Here is a 25,010-nt window from a genome sequence, read left to right on the forward strand (position 1 = left end):
CATATTCTTGCTTTTAACCTGAGTGAACATTGGAAAGCTGGAACTACTGCAGTGAGGCTGACAAAGAAAAGAAGATGGAGAGAAGTTGACTCTATTAACTTTACAATAAAGAGATAATTCACAAATATATAAAGGCATCGTTAAGATGCCTTTTTTTATGGGAGTTCATATGAAGTATTTCTTGCTGTTCTTATTTTTCTTTTCAGTTTCGGCTCTGGCTGAAGATGAAGTGAAAATTGATCAAATTCGCAAGGAGTATAATTCGCTATTGGAGAAGCGCTATGTTCTTCTGCCTCACAAGGGGAATTTCTTTATCCCTTTCTCTTATAACAATACACCTAATAAAGAAGTGTACGAAAGTCTTACTTCACGAGAAGAGTTTAAAAAGAGGGGAGAGTTCAACCGAGAACTTGAGGCCGAGTTTCAAATTAGTTTTCTCGTCCTAGTCGGTAAGGAAATTTTTAACTCTGAGTTCAATGTTTTCCTAGGGTATACTCATAGATCATGGTGGCAAGTCTATAATGGAGATTGGTCTCGTCAGTTTAGAGAAACAAATTATGAGCCAGAGATATTTGCACGAAGACTCTTTGAAAATACGAGAAATATCTTTGGAATGAATTTCTTTGGTTATGATATTGGATATGTTCATCAGTCTAATGGTCAAATTCAAGAGTTGTCACGCAGTTGGGACCGACTCTTTGCGAGAGTATTCTTTAATGTCGGGAAGGTTCTCATCAGCCCAACCATTTGGTATCGTTTACCAGATACGGACAATATTGATGAAAACCCAAATACTAAAGAATATATTGGTCACGGAGAGTTACTTATTCAGAGGTCATTTGGTCGCAATCAATTTAGGTTTAAAATACTCCCTGGAATTCATAAGATGGGGACAGAGTTCTCATACAGCTTTCCACTCAATAAAGGGCTTCGTTATTATCTAAAACTCAACTATGGTTATGGTCACTCCCTAATCGATTATGACAAGAAAACGGAAAGAATTGGAATTGGTTTTATTATTTCAGACCTCTTTTCAAGGGCACGATAGCACTAAGTCATTGAAATAAAAGATTGTTGTAAAAGATTTTGACACCCTTGTAAATGACGCCCACTCGGGCGTGTCCACAGCTTGTTTTCGCTATAATAAATTCCAAATGCTTTATTTTTTAGCTAGAGGAATTTTTATATGAAGAAAGGTTTTTTACTTTCACTCTTTACCTTAATAACTTCGATGAAGGCCTATGCAAGCTTTCCTGTTTTTATTTGGGATAATCAAGAAGGTTTGATGAAACCTGTTTCTTGTCAGATCACGGCCAACGAAACCATACCTTTTCGAATAAGTCGTTTTTGGGGACAAGGACAAAATAAAGGTATTGAAAACTTGAGAAATTATAAGGGTGTGAGACAGTCACACTTAATTAATGGCTCTCTTGTTAAATTGATTCCTGCGAGAAAGAAAAGAGATTATGAACATATTGAAGTCGTCGGTTTGAATCAAGGAGCAAGTGTTCAAAAGACACGTTGGTTCTCGGAGAGACTAGATAGAGGTTATCTCTTTCATAAATCTCTCGTGCCGCTAGATGATTATATTTTAGAGGTGGATTCAAAAGAGCTTGGAGAAGATGCCAAAACTCTTGGAGTTAATAAGAGCTCATTTTGGAAAATTGAATCTAGTGATAGTTATTACAATATTAAGTGTGGTGATAAAGGGCGAGAGTATACGCTATTTAGAGTTTATGATTCACTACAAGACTCTGACCCTAAGGCCTTTGTTGGTGTTTATTGGGATGAGACAAAATTATTTAAGAACTTTGTGACTCATGAGTATTATGAAGACAGAGATGAGAATACAGAGCTTGCGAGGGCCTATAATATTCAAGACCTCATTAATTCTTCAGAGGCGGAAATAGCTGTTGTAGAAGATAAGGTTGAGGAAGCCAGTGAAGAAGGCATTGATCGTTTGATTCAAGAGCTACAAGGGAACTCATATTTTGGAGCAAGTAATAAGAGCTTAAAAGGCTTAAGTCCACTGGCCCCAAAAGAAGAGATCGAAGCGCCACAAGAAGTGACAACAACTGCGACGACTGAAGAGAATTTAGATGTAGAAGAAGTTGTTAAGAGTATGGAGAATCAGGTCTGTGTTCCGAGTAAGACACTAAATGTTCGATCAGAAGAATTGGATACTGTACTGTTTAGAGCTTCAAAGAATGAGAAAGTTAAAATTTTCCAGTCATGGGACACTGAAGATACGAAAGTAAAGGTGATTGATGGCGTGGAGTATACCTTTGTAAAAGTTGAATTTGCTGATCGCGAAGAATCTGATCAAAAAGTTGGTTGGATAGCGGAGAAGTTTATTTCACCATTTGGTCAATGCCGTTACCAAATTGAGAAGAAAGAAAGAGGAATTCCTGTTGATACTCAGATCACTGGTCTTGACGATAAGAAATGCTGTGACTTTCCAACGGTTAAGAAACCAACTCATAGTTATACTTCAGGGATGAGAATGTTTAACGCGAGAAGAGGTGGAGGTAAAAGGGCACACGCAGCTTGTGATCTTTACCGCTACATTGATGAACCTGCTCTTTCTGTAGCGCCAGGAAAAGTCGTCAGAGGACTATATTACTTTTATCAAGGAACATATGCTATTGAAGTTAAACATAGTGGTGGTTTCATTGTGAGGTATGGAGAATTAACTGGGAAAAAAGCTTCTGGAGTTGCAGAAGGAAAGTTTGTTAAAATGGGGCAAAAGTTAGGTTTTATTGGGAAGGTCAACTCAAATTGTTGTCGTCCAATGTTACACTTTGAATTGTATAGAGGAAATAAGAAGGGATCTCTTTCAACAAATGGAAACAAGTATAGAAGAAGATCAGACCTTATGAACCCAACGAAGTATCTCCTTAAGTGGGAAGAGGCTAATTTATAATGAAGTCAGTTTTTAAAGTTTTAATCTTGGTATTGAGTGCTGGTGCTCTTGTCTATTTCTTTGGGCAGCAGAATCAGGATGAGTTTAAAGAAACTCAAGTCAGCTCTAACCAAATAGAGGCAACTGCAAAAAAAGAACAGAACTTAGCGAAAGTTAAAAAGAGTGAAGTGAAGGTCGAGACCCATGCTCGTCAGGAGCCAGTCATAACTTCAGCAAATGTAAATAAAGACTTAAGAGAGTCCACACCAAGAGAAAGAAAGTCTCTCGAAACTTTTTCTTCATTAATAAGTGAGTTTGGAAAGAGTAGAGTACAAATCAATGATGTGATCACTCAAATGCGTCAGTCTGGACTTGAACCAATTGTATCGGTGAATAAGAATGATGCGACAGGGGATATGCATATCATTAGATCAAAAAACTCGCTGCCTGGAGCGCGATATTTTCATGCTCAATTCTTTACTGATGAGAATGGAGAGAAGTTTGCGCAACATATTTCTTTCGAGTATCGTCCTTCTAAAAATGCGTTTCAAGAAGCCGTTAATATCGCGATCAAAACATTTGGATTAAACTCTAAGCCAACATATCAGAAAAAGGGATTTGCATCTTGGGAAACAGGTGATGGATATGTTGTTTGGGTAAAAGAGATGGGAGCCACCGATCTTAAGAATGATGTTTTTAACGCCCATTCAAAAAATGATATTGGAACAATTCGAGTTGCAAAAGAACTTGAAATCCATGGTCAAGATGGCCACGGAGATCACGAGCATATACACCAATAATTAGCCGATAAGAAATATGATGAAGAAACTTGTTCTCTCTCTATTTATACTAAGTTCATTAACAGTCGTAACTGTTGGGACATTTAGTGTGCTTAAAGTAGAGCAACTTAGAAAAGGCTATGTCCAAACTAGTTTTTCTAAAGAAGAAGGAGTTGACTACCGTCTTAGTACGAAAAAGCCGAAGAGTTGGGCAAAGCTCTCTAAACTAGATGAAACAGTTTATTCGGCAATTGTTATTAGCGAAGACTGGGCCTTCTTTGAGCATGGTGGAATTGATTTTAACCAGCTACAAATTGCTCTCATCGAAATGTACGAAGGCAAGAGAGTACGTGGTGCTTCTACTATTTCTCAACAACTGGCAAAGAACTTATTTACTGATGGTGACAGAAGTTACTTAAGAAAGATAAAAGAATTAATTGCCACCGTTATTTTAGAGAGAGCACTTAGTAAGGAGAGAATTCTTGAACTATACTTAAATGTCATTGAGTATGGAGAGGGAATCTATGGAATCGAAGCGGCGGCCAAGCATTACTTTAAAAAGTCTGCCAGTGAACTCAATACAAAAGAAGGGGCTTTTTTGGCAATGCTCTTACCTAATCCTAAACGCTACTCTCAGTCTTTTAGAGAGAGGAAGTTAACAGAGTATGCAGAAGAAACGATTAATAAGATTCTTGATAAGATGGCGGTGGCCAAGTATATCTCCAAAGAAGAGGCACTTTTTCTGAAGTCCCAGCCACTTTCCTTTGAAAAGAAGAATATTATTGATGATGTTTTTGAGTATTTTAACTCAATATAAGCTCTCGAATTCATAGCAGAATTAAGACAAATTATCCCATTTTAAGAAGTTCTTTCTTCGAGATCATGAAATGAAAATTATATATATTGTAGAATATCTGGTGAGAGAAAGAGGTATTCATGCAAATTTATCTATCAGATAATGAGGGGAAGGTTGAACTTGTTTCAGGTGAGCATTCCGGCAGTTTAACTTCCTTAGTTGAGGCAAGTGATAGGGGTTTGGTTGAATCAATTGAGCTAACCGAATCAAAATACCGAATCTTAATCGTTAAAGAAGATAAGGCAAAGAAACTTGATAAATGCTTTTCAAATATTCGCCATGAAATTTCAAACCCACTTAATCTAATCAAGATGATTGTGACCTTGCTGCAAAAAGGTAAGACGGATGAGAAGAAGACTCAGGAACTATTAAGAGATATCAATAGGCATATCGATCGAATCATTGAAATTATCAGTACGCTTTCTGAGGTACATAATTACGAGAGAAATGAGGAATCAAAGCGAGATGAATTTCTCAATGAAATCAAAGAGGCCATCCCAGCTACTGAAAATTCATGATGCTGCACATAGTAATTTTCTTAAAAAATAAATCTTTCATTTTCTAATGCATTGCCTTTGTTCGAAGATTCTTGCTAGAATATGAGCTAAGGAGACATGGAATGTTAACAACCCCAGTGATCAAGGATGAAGATCTCGTATTTCCAGGTGAAGGGTGGTTCCTTTACTGGAAGACTTCAGCATCCCTTTGGAAGACAAAATTAGAAGAGCTCTCAGGAATTGGGAAAGTTATTATCCCAATTAATTGGAGTTTTCACTCTGATACTGGAGATCGTTTTGACTTTGCTAATGAAAAGCCTGAAACAGATCTTAAAAAGTTATTCGAAATTTGTAGGCAATTAGATAAAGAAGTTGTTTTCTTACTTCCTATTACGCCTGTGCCATATCTTCCAAATGGCGGTATTCCATTTATTCTAGCAAGAAACCATTCTAAGAATGAAAATGGTGTAATTAAGTCCTATGTTGATGGAGACGGTAATATCAACCAGATCTACTCATTCTTTGATCCAAGAATCTATACCGCTTTCACACACTTTTGTAGCAAACTAGCAGAGTACTTTTCTCTTTCGGGAATTGATGCTGGTGTTTGGGCCATGGAGTGTGGTTCCGTTCAAAATGGAGAATACTCGTCTTATTTAGAGGACTACTCTTCAGCTTTTGAAAATGGTTTCTCTCGTTTTCTTCAGGCAAAAAAAGAAGAAGGCGCGATTTCCTCTGGTCCAGTTGATTCTGAAACAGAGCTCTCTCTTAAGCGAGAATATCAGCTTATGATCAGAAAGCTCTACCTTGATGGAGCTGAAAATGAGTTAGCGACTTACTGGCAGGGTGACAAACGTTTTGGATTCCTTCTTGGTGATACAAAAGAATTATTCCACCGCTCAGTAGAAAATCTCTCTGATATTGAAATAATTGATGAGGCCCTGACTCTCTTGGGAAGCGAAATCTACCCATCTTCCATTCTCTTGCCGAGTAGAAGAAAGAAAGGGGTTTTTCAGTCTTTCAAAAATAAGTTCTTATCAAGAGAAAGTGTCGAAACATTCTTCAATGATAAAACACTTTCATCGATGTCTGATTATTATTTTAAGCAGTCTTATACGATGAAAATCTTCTTCAACGATAATTCAAATCACAAGAAGAAATATATTGATGAGTCGGGTTTTACTGACTTTTGTGAGAGTTTTTTCTCATGGGATTTTTGTTATTCTACTTATTCGAACTTTGAGTGGGAAGATGAGTTGGACAAGAGTCACGAGTTTTTCTATTTTTCTGGCTTTGATCTCAATATGAAATATCTCTCAAGTGCTTTGAGAATGTTTATGAATGGTATTAATGTCATCATTGATAAGCGTGGAATGACTGAAGATATTCAGAGAAGATTAGAGTCTTTCTACCTAGAAAATGATCTTGAAATTGAGAAGATAAGATATCTAACTCAGATCGAGACTATCTCTATGGGTGAAGGTCGTCTCTTTATTTATGACTCTCAAGAGCTTATTGATCTTGATATGAAGGAAGAGTCGAAGTCTGAAAAGAAGAATCAGTTTTGGGCAAAAGTATTTAATAGCTTGGATATGACATACTGTCAGATTGATGCGGAAAGCGGTGTTCGCTATGCGTGGCATGAGAGAAATGTTGGTCCAAGTGAATTGAAGTTTGATAAGGTAAAAAGACTAAGTGTATTTAATCCATCAAGCTACAAGAGAAAGGTGAAAATAAAATATCCAACACCTCTTGTTTTTCAAAAGATTATTGATGAACAGAATGTTGAGATGTCCAATACGACTCATGAAATAGAGTTAAGCTTTATGCCTAAGGGAAGTGTTTCTTTAGACTTTGGAGTGATCGCGCAATGAATATAGAACATACTCTCTTTGTCATTTACTCAATCGATTCTCGTAATAATATGGCGCGATTTATCGATCATGCTTATTCAATTAAAGGGATGATCGAGTTTGATGAGCTTAGCCTTCTAAAGGATGACTATGCCCATCTATATTTTGAAAATAGAATTGGACCTTTTGATACAGAGGAAGACTTATTAAAGTTTTCTTATCTACTCAGTGAAAAATCACGTTTAGATGGTGTATGTCTTTGCGGAAGTGAGGCCATTAACAATGCCATCGTCGAGGCTAAGAATGTTTCTCAATTCAATGAAGTTCTTTTTGAAAAGGGTGAGAAAATTGAAAACCCAGAAGAAAAGAAACGTGGTCTCTTCTCTGGGCTTCTTAGGTAATTTTTATAAACTGCTCCACTTACGTGGGGCTAAGTCCCCCCAAATAATCTAAGTTGTAAAAACAAATAAAGATATCGATATGCGCTTGAAGCATATCGACTCTCTTAGTTGAGCACCAACTCTTTCTGATTAGCCTGTTAATATGAGCACGAAACATGGCGCACGTATGATTCAGTGTAAAAAAGTGGGTCAAAGTGCTGGCGCTTGAGTTCTCCTTGTCCTGCCACACAAAGATCTTCCTCCTTTGTATCGTTTGTGCTCTTGTGAGCTAAAGTATTTTGCGACTATTTTTGGATAAGTATTGTGCTCATCAGATTCAATCAGAGCATCTCTATCAATTGTTCGATAAAATTTTTTTCCATCAAACGATTAAGCCCTCGCTCATGGTGGTTTTCTCTAAATCCATATTTCTTCTTTGATTTTTTGGCAAGATGACCAAAGGCGGGAATCCTTGAAACCTCCGCTCCAAGGACAAAGCGGCGTTTCTTATCGACTGCAAGACTCACACTTAGAGGCTTCATCTTGGTATGCTCTAAAGTTATCAGATCATCAAATTGCATATTTTGTACTTGAGACTTCTCTAGTTTTTTCAAAAACCTTCGCTGCCTTCTGCGAGATTTTTCCGCCAGGTACTGAACTTTTCTTGCGACTGTTTTGTAGTTGATATTGAGCTCGCGAGAGATACTTCTCATGGAGGAGCGATCACAGAGCATGCGATAAATTCGGTGATTCACACGTCGTTTCTTTTGATACTTTTCAAAACTGAAAGTCGCTCGAGAGAATTTCTTGCCACAGACTTTACATCTGAATCGCTGAATTTTTCGAGAGTCACAAGCTCGTTTGTAGCGGCCATCTTTGATGACAAGCTTGTTTTTAGTGGAAGAATTGCAAGTAGAAATAGGGCAGTTATAAATCATAACTGCTTTATGCAAGATGAATATTTTTAGCTTTGGGTATCTATCGGAAATAACAAGGAGCTATCAAGCCCCTTGTCTATATTTGATTCATTTAGATTAAATTTCAACACCAGCAATGTGTAGCAGTTTAAGCTGCTTTTTTCAAGTGAAGAGCTTGAAACTCCTCATCAATCGCTTGATAGATCTCTTGACGTACTCTTTCACGAATTCGTGCACGAATTGTATCGTCAATGATTGTATCCATTTGCTCTTCAATTAATTTGTGACAAACAGATTGAATTTTCGTCTGAATATCTACTGGACTAGGTGTAAACTCCTTAGCCCCTTGGAGCATTGTATTTGCAATAAACTCGTAGGCCATAAGCCATTGTTGCTGAAGCTCTGGCGTCCACGCATCTCCAAAGAAGTGAGCAAATGTTTTAATAAGAGTGTTTCCCACTAGAGGGTAGTGCTCTTCTTTTGTTCCATATTTTACGTGGCGTTGACCTGATGACTTTAGATATTTAGTGAGGGCTTCCGGTTGATCTAGGAGATCAACGATTTTACTCAAACCACCCATTAATTGCTTCTTTTGACTTTCCATATTTACATTTTCAAATAATGGCTTAGCTGCTGGATAATCAGTAAATAAGAACTCGTAGAACTTATCCGCGACTTGATCAGCGATTGGTTTTGCTTGAGCAAATGAATCTCTAATAATTTGAATATCTAATGACATTTTGACTCCCTGTTTGATTACGTCTTCTTTGACTTTATCGGAACAGGGAGGGGGATATTAAATAATTTTACTGGATTGAAAAAGTCGCGATTAATGGTTTGTGATCAGATCCTTGAACTTCACCTAAGACTTTCGCTGACTTAAGATTTAAACCTCTATAGAAAATATAATCGAGTTTCTTTCCTCTAAACTTCATACGGTCATCTTTGCCTTCGAATTGAGCTTCAGTAAGTCCGACCATTTTATTTATCGTTCTCATATAGCTCTGTTTTTTGTCAGACCAAGTGTTAAAGTCTCCAGCAAAAATAACAGGGCCTGTATGTTTCTTAATTTGATTGGCAACAGAATCAATCTGTCTTCTTAGTTTCTCAGCACTAACAAAGTTAATCGCATGAATATTGGCCACAAGTAATTCTTCTCCATTTACAAGAGGGTATTTCGTAATTAAGACAACTTTTGGAGTTCTTACAACTGGCTCACGATTTCTTGTTCTAAGAAACTTTTGGTAGGTTGCAGGGCTATCAGAAATTGTGGCAACTCCTGTACGATCCTTACGATACATATAGAAGGAAGTCGCTGTGTTATATTCAAAGTCTCCAAATGTTTTAAAGACCTGTTCCATCTTCTTGTTGAGATGCATTTCTTGGGTGATTAATAGATTTGTATCTTGTGCTAGTTCTTTAAAATCTTCTTCCCAAGTTTCGTTTTGACCTTTATACATATTCCAAACAACGATCTTAAATTCATCACTATGCGAGAGAAGGTTTGCTGGCTGACCAGTTGTAAATTTCTTAATAACATCTTTGTCTTTGGGAACTCGATGGATAAGAGCTATGGCCTGGGTACAGGTAAAGAAAGTGAGTAAGGTAAGGAGACTGGCCTTAAACCTGTTCATAAACAAATCCTTTTGTTCTAAGATAAAATCCTTTTAAATGTAGTAATAGTTTAGCAAGAATCCGTGAGAAGTAAAATTCTTCAGTAATTTCAGTAGGATAGGTGACCGGGAGTCAGGCTATGGCCACTTCTCTAGCTCTATAGTTATTACCTAAGTCATTGCAATTATGATGTTATAGGATTACATTTGCCAGATTATGAAACCAATTTTTGAAAAACCGTCTCTCTATTCTTTTAGTCTTCCTGCTCTTAAGGAAAACCTTAAGGCCGCTGGCTTTAAGCCATTTGTTGCTGATCAACTATTCTCATGGATCTATGTGAAGTTTGAAGTTGATATGGAGAATTGGACAAATATTCCAAAGAAATTGAAAGAGTATATCAATGAGAGCTTTGATACATCTCTTCCTAAAATTATTTGGGAAGGACTATCAAAAGATGGGACGAGAAAATTTCTTGTCGGTTTTAGAGATGGGAAAACTGTTGAAACAGTGATGATTCCTGCCAAGAATAATAGAAAGACAATTTGTGTCTCATCACAGGTTGGATGCGCAATCGGTTGTACTTTCTGTCACACAGGAACAATGGGGCTTTCAAGACACCTTGAGGCCGGTGAGATTATAGGTCAATTTCTGGCCATCTCTAAGTTTATAAAAAAAGCAGAAGGTGAGGAAGCACGTCTTTCTAATCTTGTATATATGGGGCAGGGGGAGCCTCTGCACAACTTTGAAAATGTTAAGTCAGCAACCGAGATTCTTCTTGAACCAAAAGGTCTGGGTCTAAGTCAAAGAAAAGTTACTCTTTCGACTTCTGGGCTTGTGCCTCAAATTGAAAAGCTAACAGAGTTTCCTCCTATCAATTGGGCGATCTCTTTACATGCAGCTCATAATGAAATTAGAAGTGAGCTTATGCCAATCAATAAGGCCTATGATCTGGATAGGCTATTAAGTGCAATTAAAAAAATTCCATTAAAGGCCCATCGTCACATAACATACGAATACCTTCTTATTGATCAGTATAATGATCGTAAGGAAGATATTGATGCCTTGGTTGATCTCCTTCCGAAGAAGGTTTCTAAGGTCAATCTCATTCCTTTTAACGAGTATCCCGAATCCTCTTTTAAGAGACCATCAGTTTCAAGAATCACTTGGTTTAAAAACCAACTAGAAGACAATGGTATTACGTGTACTATTAGAACTCAAAAAGGTGATGATATCTTGGCGGCTTGTGGGCAGCTTAAAAGTGAGATGGAGAAGAAGCTCAACCTCTGGGAATCATGAAGAAAAATAGCCTAACTTTCTTACTACTTTAAAATATCAACCTTGGTTATAATATAAACTATGGTGATTTATGGGTGAGTTTAAAGGCCTTGATCAACAAATACTTGCGTTGATTAAACAGACATCTTTTGAAAGTGTTGGGCAATATTATACAGTTCTAGATAACTTTTGTCGTTCGGTTTGCAACTCATTAGCTGCAGATCGAGTTAGTGTATGGTTATATCGTAGAGAAAAGAAGAGTATTTTTTGTAGTAGTCTCTATTTAAAGAAAACGGATAACTTTCAAAGAGGAACAGAGCTTTTCTCTAGTGACTATGAGAACTACTTTCGTGCTTTAGAGCAGGGGATGATTATTGAAGCACCTGATGCAAATAACTCTGAAGCAACTTCATGTTTTTCTGACAATTATTTAAAGCCGCTTGGTATTCACTCAATGATAGATGCTCCGATCTGGAGTTCTGGAGAAATGATAGGTGTTCTCTGTGTTGAATACTTTCAATTGAAGAAAGAATGGAGCCCTGAAGAAAAGAATTTCGTTATTTCTATAGCAGGGCATTTGGGATCGGTTGTAGAAAGAAAGAAGACTTTTGATTATATCGAAGATCTAAGGAAACAAACTTTTGCTTTAGATGAGCACAATCTAGTGAGTATTACTGATCTTAGGGGAAGAATTACTTATTGCAATGACCGGTTTATCGAAGTCTCTAAGTATAATCGGGAAGAACTTGTTGGTAAAGATCATCGAGTAATCAATTCAGGTTACCATCCAAAGGAATTTTGGAAAGAGATTTGGAATCGAATTCTCTCTGGAAGATCCTGGCAGGGAGAAATTAAAAATCGGGCCAAAGATGGGACTTATTATTGGGTTGAGAGCACTATTTCTCCAATTCGCAATCAAGACGGTAAAATCGTAGAATTAATTTCAATCAGAACCGATATTACTCATAAGAAGGCACAAGAAGAAGCCTTAAAGAAATCAAATCAACAGATTGCTGCGCTAAATAAGCTTTTAAATATAGATCATGGTATAGAAAAGAGTCTTCATCAAAAGCTTGCGAGCTGTCTTCAACATATTTTAAAAGTTGGTTGGTTAGATATACTTGGGAAAGGAGGGGTTTTTCTCACTGATGGAGGAAAGCTGAAGCTCTTTGTTTCAAATAATTTGGGCGAGACGATAGAGAATATGTGCTCTGAAGTTGTAGCTGGTCGTTGTCTTTGTGGACGAGCTTTTGAACAAAAGAAAACGGTGCACGCTGATTGTGTGGATGAGAGACACGAGAATACTTTTGAAGGGATAGCACCACATGGGCACTACAATGTTCCTCTTATGCGCGGAGATGAGGTCATCGGCGTCCTTGTTCTTTACTTGTCTCATGGACATAAAAGAAATGATGAAGAAATTAAATTCTTAGAAGCATGTTGTGATGTCATGTCACAGATCATTATTGATCATCGAAATGAAGAAGAGATTATTAAAGCTAGAGACATGGCAATGATAGCGGAAAAAGCGAAGTCTGAATTCTTAGCAAATATGTCCCATGAAATTAGGACTCCAATGAATGGTGTCCTCGGTATGGCCCAGGTTCTTTCTGAGACTAACTTAACACATGAGCAGAGAGAGATGATTGAAATTATTCAATCAAGCGGTGATAGCCTGCTTACCATTTTAAATGATATTTTAGATCTTTCCAAAATTGAAGCAGGTCGCTTTGATTTAGAAATTGTAAACTTTAACTTAAAAAAATGTGTTGAAGAGGCGATGTATCTTCTTTCATATCGAGCCTCTCAAAAAGGTGTTGATCTTATTGAGAAATATGATGAGAAATTACCAAAATTCTTCTTAGGTGATGTGACAAGGATTAGACAGATTCTTGTCAATTATATTTCTAATGCAATTAAATTTACGGAAAAGGGAAGTGTGACGATCGAAATCAGTCCTCTTGAGATAAATCCTGATAGCGCAAAGATTAAAATTTCTGTGATCGATACAGGAATAGGGATTCCCAGAGAGGCACAAGAAAAACTCTTTCAAGCCTTTACTCAAGCTGATAACTCCATAACTCGTCAATTTGGTGGAACAGGATTGGGTCTTTCAATTTGCTCAAAGTTGACAGAACTAATGGGGGGAGAGGTTCACTTCGAAAGTACTGAGGGGGTAGGCTCAACTTTTTCTTCTATTTTGACTTTTGCCTTCGGGGAAGAAAGAGACGACCATCAGGTGGCAATGACAAGTGAAGAGGATAATAACTTTTCTGAGCTCTATCCTCATCACGTCCTCATCGTTGAAGATAATATAGTGAATCAAAAACTTGTTAAACTTCTACTACAAAAAATTGGTTATTCTTTTGAGATTGCTAACAATGGTGTTCATGCATTAGATATTTTGAAGAAAGAAAGAGAGAAAGATTTCTCTTTAATTCTCATGGATATTCAAATGCCAGAAATGGATGGAGTGAGTGCAACAAAAGAAATTATAAAAATGTACGGTAACCAATATCAAATTGTTGCACTGACTGCGAATGCTTTTGAAGAGGATCGCAGAGAGTGTCTCGAGGCAGGAATGATTGACTTTATTACCAAGCCGGTGAAATTCGAAGAGCTTAAAAGAGTCTTTAAAACCTACTCAAAAAAGACAAGTATCTAAATTCTTTAAGATGTTGAGTGCTGCTGTCGGATAATCTCGTCCGCAAATAGGAAAACATGTCTGAATACATCAAATTAATTGAGACTGGTATAATTATGGCAGGGTTTAGGAGGATTCGATGAAGATGACATTCTTTATCGCGAGTTTGTGTATTCAATCATTAGCATTCGCGACATTATCAAAACAATCGTACAAGATTTATACTAGGATTAATTCAGTTCCGCCAAAAAAGGCCGAAATATCAGCTATGTCGAGTATGCTTTCCCAAGGTGATAAGAGGGGAGCGATTGAGTATGCTCTTGAGTCAAAACACTTTTATAATTTGCGCCTAAAGAATTGGGTTAAATCTTGGACAAATGAAGATCAAACTAATCGTGTTCCTTTAAATGACTATGTCGCGACAGTTATTGGCTTTGTTAGAGATGGTGTTCCTTTTAAGAGAATATTAACAGCTGATACGATTTATACCGCTAGAGATGGACTGGATGGTGTTCCAGCTTATTCAATTGAAAATAATAATCACTATATTGAGTTAGAAAAGAGAAATTATGATCTTAAGGCAAATCTTGTCCCTCGTACTCAATCGGCCTTAACAGGAATTATGGATACGGCAGGTGTTATTACGACACGTGCTGCAGGTGAGGCCTTCTTTGTTGATGGGACAAATAGGGCGATGACAAGATATACATTTATGAATTTTCTTTGTAAGGACTTTGAAGAGCTGCATGATACAAATATTCCAGACTTCAGAGTAAGAAGAGATGTTGATAGAGCTCCTGGTGGAGATTCAAGAACATTCAAAAATAAGTGTGTTGGATGTCATGCTGGACAAGATGCACTAGGTGGGGCATTTGCTTACTTTGATTTTGTTGATGGGAAAGTGACTTACACGCCAGGCGTTGTTTCTGAAAAAATAAATAAGAATAATCTTTTTTCTCCTGGTCACATTGTTCGTGACGATAGTTGGATGAATCTTTGGGCCAACGGTCAGAATTCTTCTCTCGGTTGGCGAAGTAATCCAACAGGAAATGGAGCAAGATCACTTGGGCAGTTACTTGGAGAGTCGAAACAATTTTCGAAATGTATGGTTCAAAAGACATATAAGCTAATGTGTTTGAATGACTTTGATTCGAAGTACGAAGAAGCCGACTTAAACGCACTTACCACAAAGTTTGAAAATGATTTTCAATATAATATGAAAGACCTGTTTGCTGAAGTGGCGACACTCTGTCTCTAGACAAGATTAAGGAAGATTGATGATGAATAAAAAAGTCATAGGAATTACAACTACAGTCTGTCTACTAGGGGGACTACTTTTTACTTTTACCCATTGTGGAATGCCTGCAAGTCAAAAGTTAACATCTAAATATAGTGATGACGTCAGTTACCCGGTTGAAGCAAATCATAATGGAACTGAAAATGATGCTCCTATTCCTGAAACTGAAGAAGGTAAACTTGTTGAGCAAACAGTTGATTTAGGCCTAAAGGGATTTGAGCAAATCCTTGTTACGATGTCTTCAATTACTGGGGTTGATCAGAATAATAATAGTATTCAAAGTCTTTACCGAAATATTTCAGCACAACTACCTACAGATAATAGTATTAAGAGTTTTACGGCATCAACTCAGGTGGCGATTCTTAAGCTGGCCTCTGAATATTGTAATACTGCAACGAGAAGTACGACTTTGAGGTCGAATCTATGGCCGTCTACAAATTTTGGTCAAAGGCCTGCTGATGCATATAACTCACAAAGGCGCGAAGTTTTTATCGCTGAATCACTTGAGAGTTTCTTACCACAATATGAAGAGAATGATGTTGAGTTCTTAGAGTATGGACAAGAGATGGAAGCGCTAATTGTCGATCTTATGAATACATCTGAAAATACAACAACAGCAACACGCAATATTGCCTTCGGGATTTGTACAACTTTACTCTCTTCACTTGAAGTGAGCTCTTTATAGGAGAATGAAATGAAGAAAGAAGAAAGTAAGATTGTCATACCAGAAGGACACACATTGAAAACGAGAAGAGACTTTCTCTCTCATGGTTTTATTACGGCCTTATCGGGGTTTGCTGCTCCTGGAGTTCTCAGCTTTTTAAGCAATCGTGCTTATGGGGCGGATTGTGCGATTAACGAGATTGTCCAAGGTAAAACACCTGTCTTTATTCTCGATCTCGCTGGAGGAGCAAATATTCCTGGCTCGAATGTTATGGTTGGTGGTCCAGGAGGACAAACTGACTACCTACAAACATATAAGTCTCTAGGGCTTCCAGATGATATGAACCCTAAGAATAATAATAGTTTTATCAATGAAGAGTTTGGACTTAAGTTTCACTCTGATAGTGCATTTTTACGAGGAATGTTAAGTACCACAAATATAACCATTCGCTCAAAAGTAGATGGCGGAATTTTCTGTTCATCATCTAGTGATGATACTCAGAATAATCCACTAAATCCGACATATTGGCTTTATAAAGCAGGAGCACAGGGTTCTCTGGCAAACTTAGCGGGGACAAGAGATTCAGACTCTGGAGGACGCTCAATTGTTCCAATGTCTTCTTTAAACCCACAAGAGAGACCAGTCTCAATAAATAGACCAGAAGACGCATTGAACCTCGTTAATCTTGGACGAATTAATGATATTTTTAATCGTGATCAGGCACAGAGGCTCTTGAGATCAATTGAAAGAATGAGTAAGAGAAAGCTAGAAAAATTTAATTCTCTTTCACTTTCTGATCAAATCAAAAACCTTGTCGAGTGTGGTTATATTAAGAGTCAGGATGTCTTAAATCAGTTCTCTCCAGACGCTGTTAATGCAGCATTAGATACTGATGTTCAGCAAGTCTTTGGAACATTGAACACAGGAGTAAAGAGACAAACGGCCACCATGGCCAAGCTTCTACTTGATGGTTATGTCGGTGTGGCCACTGTTTCTAAGGGTGGTTATGACTACCATAATAAAACTCGTTCTACGGGTGAAAATAGAGACTTCGAGGTTGGTGAAATTATTGGTCAGATTTTCTCGCTTGCTGCAAGAAAGAGAAAGAATATTATGGTCTATGTTTTAACAGATGGTGGAGTCGCTGCGCGAGAGGATATCGATAATTCAAACGATGGAAGAGGGAAATACACTTGGACAGGTGACTCTGGTCAAAGATCAAGTGCCTTTATGATGATTTATCGTGATTCTGCAAGACCTGAACTTCGAACGGGGAGAAGGCAGATCGGTCATTTTAAAGAAAGTGGTGGTGTCGAAAACTCTGCGATGGTGACAAGTAATTCTTCTGTGAACTTGGCAAAGGCGATTGTTGCAAATTACCTCTCGTTACATGGAGAAGAGGCAGATCTCTCAAAAATAGTAGGAGATAATCCTTTTGGTGCAGATTTAGATAAATACATACTAATGAATAGGCTGTAATGAAGAATATAAAGAGTAAATTAATTCTTGTTTCGTTGATGGGAGTAATGCTGATTGGCTACACTCACTGTGGTGTCCCTGGGGCGGGAAAGGGAACAAAGAGCTCCCTAACTTTTGGTCACGCACAAGCTCCAAATCCTGGAGGGAGTGCAAACGAAAGTAATGCTGGTACAAGTACTGGAAAGATTGTTGCATTTTCAACAACTATTTGGCCGGTGACAAAAAATAACTGTGCTTCTTGCCATGGCTCAATTCAGCAACCACTTCATGCTGCAAGTGATATGAACACTGCATTTTCTTCGGCCATAACCAATCAGAAAATTGATACAGCAAGCCCCTCTCGTTCAAGACTTTACTTAAAGCTTAAAGACGAAAGACATAATTGTTGGTCTGATTGTGATACTAATGCTGCAGAGATGTTAGCGGCCATTGAATCTTATATCAGTGCTGTTAGTAGTACTGGAGAATCTAGTCCAGAGCCTCAAGGCCTTGAGACTTTGGAAAAAGGACCTCTTTCAAGTTTAATGGGGGGAGTTGATCAGATGTTATTTTCAGCAGAGCAGTTTATGTTACAAACTCCATTTGTCCTAAAACAAGATGGGGCTGAATATTACTTTGAAAATCAAAATAATAATGGACAGCTCCTGGGTACAAATAATGGAAATGCTGGGCGAGCTTATTATAATTTTTCTGCTCCTAATTCGGGCGATTACAATATTTGGGCCCTTGTAAGAGCACCAAGTGGAAGTGACGATTCATTCTTCTTCAAGGTCGATGGGTCACAATATTATGAGTGGCATATCGATAACACAAATGGTTTCGAGTGGAGAAAGCTAACTCATTCAACGAGAAGAGATCCTGTTAAAGTTCCAATTGTGGCCACTGGTAATAACCAGCTCGAGGTACGTCAGCGCGAGGATGGAACGGCATTAAAACTAGTTTATGTAACTGAAGATGACGATTTTGATCCAGCAAGTGGAAGTTTTTCTAGCTTTGCTGAAGTTTCATATGATATTTCAAGCTTAGTTGGTCTAGGAAATGGGGCCGTGGTTTTCAAGCTCAGCATGCGCTCTTTTGATGATTATACTTACGAAGTTAGTAATTTACGTATTCAAACTCAATCGCGTCTAAGAATTAAGGCGCCAAAAATTATGGTTAATGGAAGACATTCTTCTCAGCATAATACTTATAACTATGTTGAGATGACGATTGAACCTGGAGAAACAGTCTTAGCAAGTTATGCGATGCTTGTTTTAAAAGAGAATGGTGACGATGTAGATAGGTTTGCATGGCAGTTTGATGAGTTAGAGTTACAGTAATGGGTAGAGTTGTTTTAAAGAATATCGTATTATTTTGCATCTTAGTATTTATTGATCAAGTTTCAAAGAAGTGGGGAAGTGGTCTTAGTACCTTTCATCTCAATCACGGTATTATGTTTGGTATGCTCAAAGATAGTTCTCTCTTTCTCAGATTGACGACATTAGCTTCAATTTTTGGTTTTCTCTTTTCAGTATATCTTATTCTCGTATATCTACTTTCTTCTCAATTGAAAGTGATGAAGCTCGGAATGACGTTATTAATATCGGGAATTTTTGGTAATGTTCTTGATAAAATCATTCTTGGTGCTTCTGTTGATTTTATTCCCCTTGGTCCTTTCTCATTCAATATAGCAGATGTCTTTCAGTGGGTGGGTGCCGGAATAATTTTATTTAAGGTTTTTAGAAAAGAAGATGTTATTTGGTATCCTGGAAATAAGAGGGGTAGGGTTCTTGTTTTTAGAAAAGAGCAATTTCGATTTGCAGCAAAGTTAACCCTCGCTGTCCTTTGTTCATCTCTAATCTTTGGGATTTTCTGTTTCTCTTTTGTTCAAGCGGTACTTTTTGAAAATAGAGTCTTTAATTCTCAGTATCTTTGGCACTTTTCAATTTCTTATACATTTTTGACTCTTATTTTTGGAACGATAGTCTTTCTAAGTGGACTAATTTTGTCGCACAAAACCGCTGGACCAATTTATGCATTTATCAACTATCTCAATGATCTGATTGCTGGAAAAGAGAATCCAAAATTCAAATTAAGAGAGGGTGATAATTATCTAGAATTAGAGAAAGTGGCAGCCCAAGTTGAGGGGCATTTAAAGGCCAAGCAATAAAGTCTCCCTTGTTGAAAATCTCATGAAACAATACAATTAATATATGTTTAATTTAAAAGCGTTGGCCTTGCTTGCCATGATTTTCTTTGCGCAATATAGCGCAGCTTATCCTAACTATATTGGTTTCAGTTACCAGTCATGTTTAACATGTCATTATAATCCATTTGGAAATGGACCTTTGACTGATTATGGTCGCGCTGTTTCTGCTACCGCAATTTCTGATGATAAATGGAGTAAGCCTTATCTTACCAAAGAAGAGTTGAGTGAGATTTCTGGTTTTATGCTTGGAAAAGTTAAAAATGACTATGTAAAGCCTCATGCCAATTATCGTGGACTTTATTTAAAAACAGGACTAGGTGAAGAGACAACTGAAGCTCGCTGGATAAATATGATGGCCAATGTTGGTGCCGTGATTCGCCCAACAAAGAATGACAATCTTTTCGGAGTGATTTCTATTGGCTATGCACCTACACCTGTGAATAACTCTGATAGTGATGAGAGTAATTATCGCTCAAGAGAACATTACATCGGCTATCGTTTAAATAAGAACCACGGATTCTATGCCGGTATGATGGACAAAGTTTTTGGATTAAGAATCCCTGATCATAATTCATTTTCTAGAACTCTAACTGAGTTAACGATGAACGATGGTGCTCACTCATTACTTTATCATTTTACGAATCAAAGTTTTGATATCGGTGTGCAGTATTTTATTGGAAATCTTGAACAAGAAGACGATATTCGTCCTTCGGGGATAACAGGACAGATTGAATACTCCCTTAATAATATGAATAGGCTAGGGGCATCGCTTCTGACTCAATCTAATAGTTATTATTCTAAGACCATGTACTCGGCTCATTTGAGATCAGGAATAGATAAGGGATCGAGCATTATGGCCGAATTAGGAATGATCTCTAAAGAGTTTACTTCGGGAAGAAGTGTCGATAGTACTTATCTCTTTTTACAGAATCATATGCTTCTTTCCAAGGGGTTATTCTCGATCCTTACTTTTGAGTATTACAAACCTGATTCGGAAGTCGAAAATAAAATTATTAAAATTGGTCCGGCCATTCAATATTTCCCATTCAATGGGGTTGAACTTAGGGCGGATGTTTATAACTTAAAGTCTATTAGTTCTGAAAACTATTCTGATGATACTTGGACTTTTGCAGGGCAGGTGCACTTATGGTTATAAGAATATTATTACTGCTAAGTCTTTCTATGCCGGCCTTAGCCTATAAGTTTCGTGATGCTTTAAGAAGTTATAAAAAGGGTAATTATCAGAGGTCTATCCAAATCTTAGAAAGAATGCATGGAACTAAGACAAAGTTCTATCCTAATAAATCATTAATGCTTTTAGCAAAGAACTACGAAAATCTCGATGAGCATGTTAAAGCGCTGAAAATGTATTTCTTTATTCTGAAGAAAAATTACAGAAAACAAGATGCTCAGGTTCGAAAGGTCCTTAAGTCAGGAAGTGATATAGATGAAATTGATGAACTGCCAAAGGGGATGCTGAAGGTCTATTATGCACTTTTTCAAAGCTATGTGGCCATCTATGAAAAGCATGGATATGAAAAATACCGTGATATGGCGATTAAGTACGGAGAGCTTCTTAACGAACAGGAATACAAAGAAGATCGCGTGGAAAAGCTGCTTGCGGGCATGGCCCAAGTCAAAAAACTTAAAGAGGATAGTCAGCAAAGAACCCAATACTATATTGGATTGGCCTATAGTACATGGCAAGATCAGCTCACATTAAAAGCGCCGAGTGGGACAGAGTCCACAATTAAATCCTCGGCTGAAGGTACGACTCTCTTTGGTATTATGACAATGGGAAATCTTTTTAATGAGTACCGCTTTGAAGCATCTATTACGAGAGCGAATGCGACTGTAGGCGAGGATGATACTGATTTTGAGTATTTTCAAACTAATGTTGCCGAAATCATGATGACTCTTTCTGCAGGTTATATGTGGAAGACGAGTCAAAGCGTTGCCATTGGAGTTTCAGCACCGATCGTATATCGAACAGGTGATTTTACTCAACCAGAGACTTTTCAATTAGATAAAACAGATATGCTGACAATTGGACTACTAGGAAACCTTAGTTGGAATATTTCGACATTTCTCGTAGACGTTAAATTTGGAAAGCTCTTGGGCTTCCACTCTTCATTTGCTCAAGTTGGAGTGGCGTACAAGTTCTAGTCTATAAGGCTTCGATCCAAGTTACGATTGCATCGTACTCATCATTCGTGAGATTTGGCCCCCCAATGGGCATATTCCCACCGCGATTCTTAAGTTTTGTCACAAGCGGTGAGTCTCCAATAACTCCCGCTGTAATATTTCCAGAATCAATCCAAGCTTGGTCTGTTGTATAAGAAGCCCAGCTATTATGATATCCCGTATGACAACTAATACAGCGATCTTGAATCACTTTGTAGGACTTAACGAGATTTGTATTAATAGGATCAATCTGCGAATTCGCAAGATCTGGATCAAAACTGTTTGAGTTATCAGTTTGACAAGAGATCAGTAGTACTAATGTGAAAATAGGTAGTAGTTTCGTCATTATTTTTTCTTAAGTGTCGCTGTAACTGTAATAATGTCTTCGACTCCAACACCCATGTAGTTGATACCGCTAATACCAAACTTCTTTAGGCTAAGTTGAAATTTTGCTGTTGCGTACTTGCTATCAATATCCTTGTATTTGAATTTTACCACTTGGGCCTTATTCATGATGGTAATCTTTGCGACTCCATTTCCAGCTTTAGCTTTTACATCTGTCACAAGAATTTTTGGAAATTTCTTATAATTTAGTTTCTTCTTGGTGTGCTCATCTCGTAAGTCCATTCCGGTTTTAAAACTTTTAACACTTGCTGTGAGTTTCTTCGCTGTAAGCATTGAGCCTTTCTTAGATAGGGAACCTTTGATTTTTGCCTTTATCTGAAATGATCCAGCTGGATTGAGGTTTACTTGAACGATCGCCCCTTTCTTTGGTGCGGCCATAACTGAGAAAGATAGTAATAGTGATAATAAAAGTAGATTAAATTTCCTCATAAATTCCTCTAAAGCTATAAACTAATAAACTCTAATTATTATACGATAAGTTGTTTAGGGATTATAGATGGAGTTTTTTGTTGAAAGTTAATAAAGCAAAAATTGGATTAGTTTTAAGTATTGGGATTATTCTCACTCTTTTCACTCATTGTGATGCGCTTTTAGAAAAGACAGTCAGTGAAATAGAGCTTGTCAATGTTGATGGTAGCGTGACAAGTGCAAAGAATACTGGAGGGAATAGCTCTGGTAGTGGGCCTAGTATTGATGTAACTGGCGAAACTTACTTTCAATCAACAGTTCTTCCTAAAATTCAAAATAAATGTGTGGCTTGCCATGCACCGCTCTTTGAGAACCCTGTCATTGCTGCACCTCTATCAATTATTAGCTATACTTCCGCTAAGACTTTACTCCTCGATGGTGTGGCCCAAGATGATAATGCCTTTTATAATAAGGTTTCTAATCGCTCTGGTCATACTGGAGGAAATCTTTGTGATGGTTCAAGTGATGGCGTTTGCGAAGCTGTTAAGACTTGGTGGATTAAAGAAACTGGTCTTCAAAATAGTGCCTCTACTATTTCTGGTGAAGTCATGGCCATAGCTGATAGTGGTAGAATTACTGGGTGGGCGGCAGATCCAAATAGGTCTCAAGATCAATTTGATATAGAATTCTATATTAACGGAGATAATAACTCGGGGATATTCATTGGTTCTATCTTTGCAAATCAAATAGGTTATAACGGGGGAGTCTCTGGCAATCACGCTTTTAGTTACACGATACCTGAACAATATAAGAATGGTATGAGTTATACCCTTTATGCTTATCTTATAAATGGAAATAACTATGTTCAGTTAAGTGGAACTCCTAGAACTTTCACTCTTTATACACCAAGTAGTGCAGGAATGGCCTACTTTCAAAATACAGTACAGCCAATTCTTAATAATCGCTGTGTTCAATGTCACGTGATCTCTCATGACCAATTTTTCAGCTCTTTGGTAAATCCAAAGCCTAGTGCTGGGGGATCGGCAACGAATAATGAGATGGTACGTATGCCTCTAGGTGCTTTCAATGGTAAGTCGCATCCAGGTGGGAATATCTGTGGAAATATTAACTCATCTCCTTGTCGTGAGATTCAAGAGTGGTGGAGAAGGCAATTTCAATAAAATTTACCTCTCTTTTTTTCTTTAAGAGCTAGACCTATACTAGTTATATGAAGAAATTATTAATGATGACACTCTTACTTGGATTAATCTCATGCGGAAAGAATTCTGAATCAAAGAAATCAGAACTTCGCTTTTTTAAAGTTCAAGGAGATGACTTCTCTCAGTATATTAATCAGAAGGCCATGCCTGAAACCCCAAACCTTCAAGAAGATAAATCTATCATTAACAATGATTATCCGATTGAGATCTCTCTTTATAAAGATGGAAAGTGGTACTACAACCTTCCTAACCTAGATGATGGGCATGGAACTTGGAAGTATGAGGGGGGAACGATAAAGCTTCATGCTAGTAGAATACTCTTCGATATGAATATCTCAATTGAGGCGATTGAAGAAGGTGCTGATGAGGTGGCCATACGTTTTAGTGATCGCTTTGGGCCTAAGGTTCTGGCCATGGAGAAATCTAATATATTTGAATAGCTTTGTTGATAACTCTCAAACGTCATGATTCCGGTCTCTAAAATCTTCGTTTTGAAAGACCAGCGAAGCCTTATATTTAACCATGTAATATCAGCATCTGTAAGGTGAAACTCAATTGCCTTCTTCCACGTTTAATTCATTGTGTACCTTGTAAATTTTGATGGTGACTTAAATAAATTGGTATGCGATAGAGAAGAAGCTGATGAGATACGTTGTAAGGTGCGACTATTGGTCTTACTGTTGGAGGAGTAACTGGAGTGTTGACCGCTTTAGTACTAAATCTTGGTGATACTGATGATTTGGGAGATGCTTTTATTTTAGGTTCAGTAAGTGGAATGGCGGCAGGAACTTTAACTGGAGGATTTGGAGAAAAGGTGCATTCTGCAATATATGGTAGAATTTTAGCACTTAAAGATCCTCTGATGTATATGCAAAACTATCCGGCAGATTTACTGGCTGGAACATTATTATATATGAATAAAGTTGGTTGCAAGAAAAAAGATCAGTTAAGTAGTGTATTGGGGGGGACATGCGACCTTTAATTTTTATAATTATATTATCTTTAGTCTCTTGCTCAACTGCTGATATGCAAGTGGCAATGGTCGGGTTTTATAAAAAAGTTGGCTTTATGAAGTTATTTAAAGATCATGACTTAGAAAAGATAGATAAAGATTATAAATATATCGCATTTGGTAAAGCCAAAGTTAAGTTTAATGGACGAGATATTACAGAAAAATGTATATTAGTCTACTCTGAAGGATTTAATAATTCTGGACATATGTTGGATAAAGATGGTCAGTATATAATTTACTTTAATAGGAACCATATAAATATTGCTCATGTTGCTTGTTTGAAAAGTGAGTCAAATCCAGCCTTCAGGTATTACCCTAAGAAGGAACCATTTGTTTTGCCTTCAAAATATTCTAAGCTCGAAGCACTAGAAATGGACTTTACAGATGATAACATTCAAGATGACTGCAAGTTACGAAAATGGGATAGCGTGAACTT

25 protein-coding genes are annotated in these 25,010 nt (G+C 37.4%); 20 read left to right on the plus strand and 5 right to left on the minus strand.

Features of this window, described 5'->3' with window-relative positions:
* Positions 1–169 precede the first annotated feature (169 nt).
* The 7 genes from M901_RS12065 to M901_RS12095 all read left to right on the plus strand — a co-directional run bounded on the left by M901_RS12065 (position 170) and on the right by M901_RS12095 (position 7,288).
* Positions 170–1,048 (plus strand): phospholipase A, encoded by an 879-nt coding sequence (locus M901_RS12065; protein WP_021278485.1) that lies wholly within the window; start codon positions 170–172, stop codon positions 1,046–1,048.
* Between the two features lie 138 nt (positions 1,049–1,186).
* Positions 1,187–2,923: a M23 family metallopeptidase gene (locus M901_RS12070; protein WP_021278505.1), complete on the plus strand. Its 1,737-nt coding sequence runs from the start codon at positions 1,187–1,189 to the stop codon at positions 2,921–2,923.
* Complete coding sequence (locus M901_RS12075) at positions 2,923–3,702, plus strand: hypothetical protein (protein WP_021278488.1); 780 nt, start codon at positions 2,923–2,925, stop codon at positions 3,700–3,702. The genes M901_RS12070 and M901_RS12075 overlap by 1 nt, the downstream gene beginning before the upstream one ends.
* Before the next feature lie 19 nt (positions 3,703–3,721).
* The gene (gene mtgA / locus M901_RS12080; RefSeq protein ID WP_053335872.1) at positions 3,722–4,498 is read left to right on the plus strand and encodes a monofunctional biosynthetic peptidoglycan transglycosylase; all 777 of its coding nucleotides are present in this window, start codon (positions 3,722–3,724) and stop codon (positions 4,496–4,498) included.
* Positions 4,499–4,617: 119 nt separating this feature from the next.
* The gene (locus tag M901_RS12085; protein WP_021278494.1) at positions 4,618–5,055 is read left to right on the plus strand and encodes a histidine kinase dimerization/phospho-acceptor domain-containing protein; all 438 of its coding nucleotides are present in this window, start codon (positions 4,618–4,620) and stop codon (positions 5,053–5,055) included.
* A gap of 101 nt (positions 5,056–5,156) precedes the next feature.
* Positions 5,157–6,908: a hypothetical protein gene (locus M901_RS12090; RefSeq protein WP_021278492.1), complete on the plus strand. Its 1,752-nt coding sequence runs from the start codon at positions 5,157–5,159 to the stop codon at positions 6,906–6,908.
* Positions 6,905–7,288 (plus strand): hypothetical protein, encoded by a 384-nt coding sequence (locus M901_RS12095; protein ID WP_021278503.1) that lies wholly within the window; start codon positions 6,905–6,907, stop codon positions 7,286–7,288. Before M901_RS12090 ends, M901_RS12095 begins: the two co-directional genes overlap by 4 nt.
* A 320-nt stretch (positions 7,289–7,608) precedes the next feature.
* Here the strand turns inward: M901_RS12095 and M901_RS12100 are convergent, their stop codons facing one another.
* From M901_RS12100 to M901_RS12115, 3 genes are all read right to left on the minus strand, one after another.
* Positions 7,609–8,205 carry a hypothetical protein gene (locus M901_RS12100; RefSeq protein WP_021278504.1) on the minus strand — a complete coding sequence of 199 codons (597 nt, stop codon included), beginning with the start codon at positions 8,203–8,205 and terminating at the stop codon, positions 7,609–7,611.
* Positions 8,206–8,332: 127 nt separating this feature from the next.
* Positions 8,333–8,923 (minus strand): globin family protein, encoded by a 591-nt coding sequence (locus tag M901_RS12110; RefSeq protein WP_021278501.1) that lies wholly within the window; start codon positions 8,921–8,923, stop codon positions 8,333–8,335.
* Positions 8,924–8,990: 67 nt separating this feature from the next.
* Positions 8,991–9,818 (minus strand): endonuclease/exonuclease/phosphatase family protein, encoded by an 828-nt coding sequence (locus tag M901_RS12115; protein ID WP_021278497.1) that lies wholly within the window; start codon positions 9,816–9,818, stop codon positions 8,991–8,993.
* A gap of 196 nt (positions 9,819–10,014) precedes the next feature.
* Between M901_RS12115 and rlmN the strand changes: the two genes are divergently transcribed.
* The 9 genes from rlmN to M901_RS12160 all read left to right on the plus strand — a co-directional run bounded on the left by rlmN (position 10,015) and on the right by M901_RS12160 (position 21,511).
* Positions 10,015–11,094, plus strand: a complete 1,080-nt coding sequence (rlmN, locus tag M901_RS12120; protein WP_021278487.1) for a 23S rRNA (adenine(2503)-C(2))-methyltransferase RlmN — start codon at positions 10,015–10,017, stop codon at positions 11,092–11,094.
* Positions 11,095–11,164: 70 nt separating this feature from the next.
* The gene (locus M901_RS16655) at positions 11,165–13,738 is read left to right on the plus strand and encodes an ATP-binding protein (RefSeq protein WP_021278495.1); all 2,574 of its coding nucleotides are present in this window, start codon (positions 11,165–11,167) and stop codon (positions 13,736–13,738) included.
* 118 nt (positions 13,739–13,856) lie between these two features.
* On the plus strand, positions 13,857–14,975 hold the full coding sequence (locus tag M901_RS12130; RefSeq protein WP_053335873.1) for a hypothetical protein: 1,119 nt from the start codon (positions 13,857–13,859) through the stop codon (positions 14,973–14,975).
* A 19-nt stretch (positions 14,976–14,994) separates the two neighbouring features.
* Complete coding sequence (locus M901_RS12135; RefSeq protein WP_021278490.1) at positions 14,995–15,699, plus strand: hypothetical protein; 705 nt, start codon at positions 14,995–14,997, stop codon at positions 15,697–15,699.
* Positions 15,700–15,708: 9 nt separating this feature from the next.
* A complete protein-coding gene (locus M901_RS12140; RefSeq protein ID WP_021278482.1) occupies positions 15,709–17,157 on the plus strand; it encodes a hypothetical protein in 1,449 nt (482 codons plus the stop codon).
* A complete protein-coding gene (locus M901_RS12145; protein ID WP_021278493.1) occupies positions 17,157–18,476 on the plus strand; it encodes a hypothetical protein in 1,320 nt (439 codons plus the stop codon). The genes M901_RS12140 and M901_RS12145 overlap by 1 nt, the downstream gene beginning before the upstream one ends.
* Entirely contained in the window at positions 18,476–19,306 is an 831-nt protein-coding gene (locus tag M901_RS12150; protein ID WP_021278507.1) for a signal peptidase II, read from the plus strand. The genes M901_RS12145 and M901_RS12150 overlap by 1 nt, the downstream gene beginning before the upstream one ends.
* A gap of 43 nt (positions 19,307–19,349) precedes the next feature.
* Entirely contained in the window at positions 19,350–20,501 is a 1,152-nt protein-coding gene (locus M901_RS12155; protein ID WP_157679987.1) for a hypothetical protein, read from the plus strand.
* Positions 20,492–21,511 (plus strand): hypothetical protein, encoded by a 1,020-nt coding sequence (locus M901_RS12160; protein WP_034722032.1) that lies wholly within the window; start codon positions 20,492–20,494, stop codon positions 21,509–21,511. Before M901_RS12155 ends, M901_RS12160 begins: the two co-directional genes overlap by 10 nt.
* Position 21,512: 1 nt before the next feature.
* On the opposite strand, the gene M901_RS12165 is transcribed toward M901_RS12160, so the two are convergent.
* Together M901_RS12165 and M901_RS12170 are read right to left on the minus strand one after the other, a co-directional pair.
* A complete protein-coding gene (locus tag M901_RS12165) occupies positions 21,513–21,875 on the minus strand; it encodes a cytochrome c (protein ID WP_021278498.1) in 363 nt (120 codons plus the stop codon).
* A complete protein-coding gene (locus tag M901_RS12170; RefSeq protein ID WP_021278484.1) occupies positions 21,875–22,363 on the minus strand; it encodes a YceI family protein in 489 nt (162 codons plus the stop codon). The genes M901_RS12165 and M901_RS12170 overlap by 1 nt, the downstream gene beginning before the upstream one ends.
* An 80-nt stretch (positions 22,364–22,443) precedes the next feature.
* On the opposite strand from M901_RS12170, the gene M901_RS12175 reads away from it, so the two are divergent.
* The 4 genes from M901_RS12175 to M901_RS12190 form a co-directional block, all read left to right on the plus strand.
* Positions 22,444–23,523, plus strand: coding sequence for a hypothetical protein (locus M901_RS12175; protein ID WP_021278486.1), 1,080 nt, complete (start codon positions 22,444–22,446; stop codon positions 23,521–23,523).
* 47 nt (positions 23,524–23,570) lie between these two features.
* A complete protein-coding gene (locus M901_RS16660) occupies positions 23,571–24,002 on the plus strand; it encodes a hypothetical protein (protein ID WP_053335874.1) in 432 nt (143 codons plus the stop codon).
* Between the two features lie 257 nt (positions 24,003–24,259).
* Complete coding sequence (locus tag M901_RS12185) at positions 24,260–24,544, plus strand: hypothetical protein (RefSeq protein WP_021278502.1); 285 nt, start codon at positions 24,260–24,262, stop codon at positions 24,542–24,544.
* Positions 24,532–25,010, plus strand: a 479-nt coding sequence (locus M901_RS12190; protein ID WP_034722034.1) for a hypothetical protein, incomplete at its 3' end; no start/stop codon positions are given. The genes M901_RS12185 and M901_RS12190, both read left to right, overlap by 13 nt.

Source organism: Bacteriovorax sp. DB6_IX (assembly GCF_000447775.1).
Lineage (GTDB): Bacteria > Bdellovibrionota > Bacteriovoracia > Bacteriovoracales > Bacteriovoracaceae > Halobacteriovorax_A.

Bases quoted from the DNA above. Each gene is read 5' to 3' on its own strand.
- M901_RS12065 (WP_021278485.1), top strand. From the start codon at position 170: ATGAAGTATTTCTTGCTGTTCTTATTTTTCTTTTCAGTTTCGGCTCTG.
- M901_RS12070 (WP_021278505.1), top strand. From the start codon at position 1,187: ATGAAGAAAGGTTTTTTACTTTCACTCTTTACCTTAATAACTTCGATG.
- M901_RS12075 (WP_021278488.1), top strand. From the start codon at position 2,923: ATGAAGTCAGTTTTTAAAGTTTTAATCTTGGTATTGAGTGCTGGTGCT.
- mtgA (WP_053335872.1), top strand. From the start codon at position 3,722: ATGAAGAAACTTGTTCTCTCTCTATTTATACTAAGTTCATTAACAGTC.
- M901_RS12085 (WP_021278494.1), top strand. From the start codon at position 4,618: ATGCAAATTTATCTATCAGATAATGAGGGGAAGGTTGAACTTGTTTCA.
- M901_RS12090 (WP_021278492.1), top strand. From the start codon at position 5,157: ATGTTAACAACCCCAGTGATCAAGGATGAAGATCTCGTATTTCCAGGT.
- M901_RS12095 (WP_021278503.1), top strand. From the start codon at position 6,905: ATGAATATAGAACATACTCTCTTTGTCATTTACTCAATCGATTCTCGT.
- M901_RS12100 (WP_021278504.1), bottom strand. From the start codon at position 8,205: ATGATTTATAACTGCCCTATTTCTACTTGCAATTCTTCCACTAAAAAC.
- M901_RS12110 (WP_021278501.1), bottom strand. From the start codon at position 8,923: ATGTCATTAGATATTCAAATTATTAGAGATTCATTTGCTCAAGCAAAA.
- M901_RS12115 (WP_021278497.1), bottom strand. From the start codon at position 9,818: ATGAACAGGTTTAAGGCCAGTCTCCTTACCTTACTCACTTTCTTTACC.
- rlmN (WP_021278487.1), top strand. From the start codon at position 10,015: ATGAAACCAATTTTTGAAAAACCGTCTCTCTATTCTTTTAGTCTTCCT.
- M901_RS16655 (WP_021278495.1), top strand. From the start codon at position 11,165: ATGGGTGAGTTTAAAGGCCTTGATCAACAAATACTTGCGTTGATTAAA.
- M901_RS12130 (WP_053335873.1), top strand. From the start codon at position 13,857: ATGAAGATGACATTCTTTATCGCGAGTTTGTGTATTCAATCATTAGCA.
- M901_RS12135 (WP_021278490.1), top strand. From the start codon at position 14,995: ATGATGAATAAAAAAGTCATAGGAATTACAACTACAGTCTGTCTACTA.
- M901_RS12140 (WP_021278482.1), top strand. From the start codon at position 15,709: ATGAAGAAAGAAGAAAGTAAGATTGTCATACCAGAAGGACACACATTG.
- M901_RS12145 (WP_021278493.1), top strand. From the start codon at position 17,157: ATGAAGAATATAAAGAGTAAATTAATTCTTGTTTCGTTGATGGGAGTA.
- M901_RS12150 (WP_021278507.1), top strand. From the start codon at position 18,476: ATGGGTAGAGTTGTTTTAAAGAATATCGTATTATTTTGCATCTTAGTA.
- M901_RS12155 (WP_157679987.1), top strand. From the start codon at position 19,350: ATGTTTAATTTAAAAGCGTTGGCCTTGCTTGCCATGATTTTCTTTGCG.
- M901_RS12160 (WP_034722032.1), top strand. From the start codon at position 20,492: ATGGTTATAAGAATATTATTACTGCTAAGTCTTTCTATGCCGGCCTTA.
- M901_RS12165 (WP_021278498.1), bottom strand. From the start codon at position 21,875: ATGACGAAACTACTACCTATTTTCACATTAGTACTACTGATCTCTTGT.
- M901_RS12170 (WP_021278484.1), bottom strand. From the start codon at position 22,363: ATGAGGAAATTTAATCTACTTTTATTATCACTATTACTATCTTTCTCA.
- M901_RS16660 (WP_053335874.1), top strand. From the start codon at position 23,571: ATGAAGAAATTATTAATGATGACACTCTTACTTGGATTAATCTCATGC.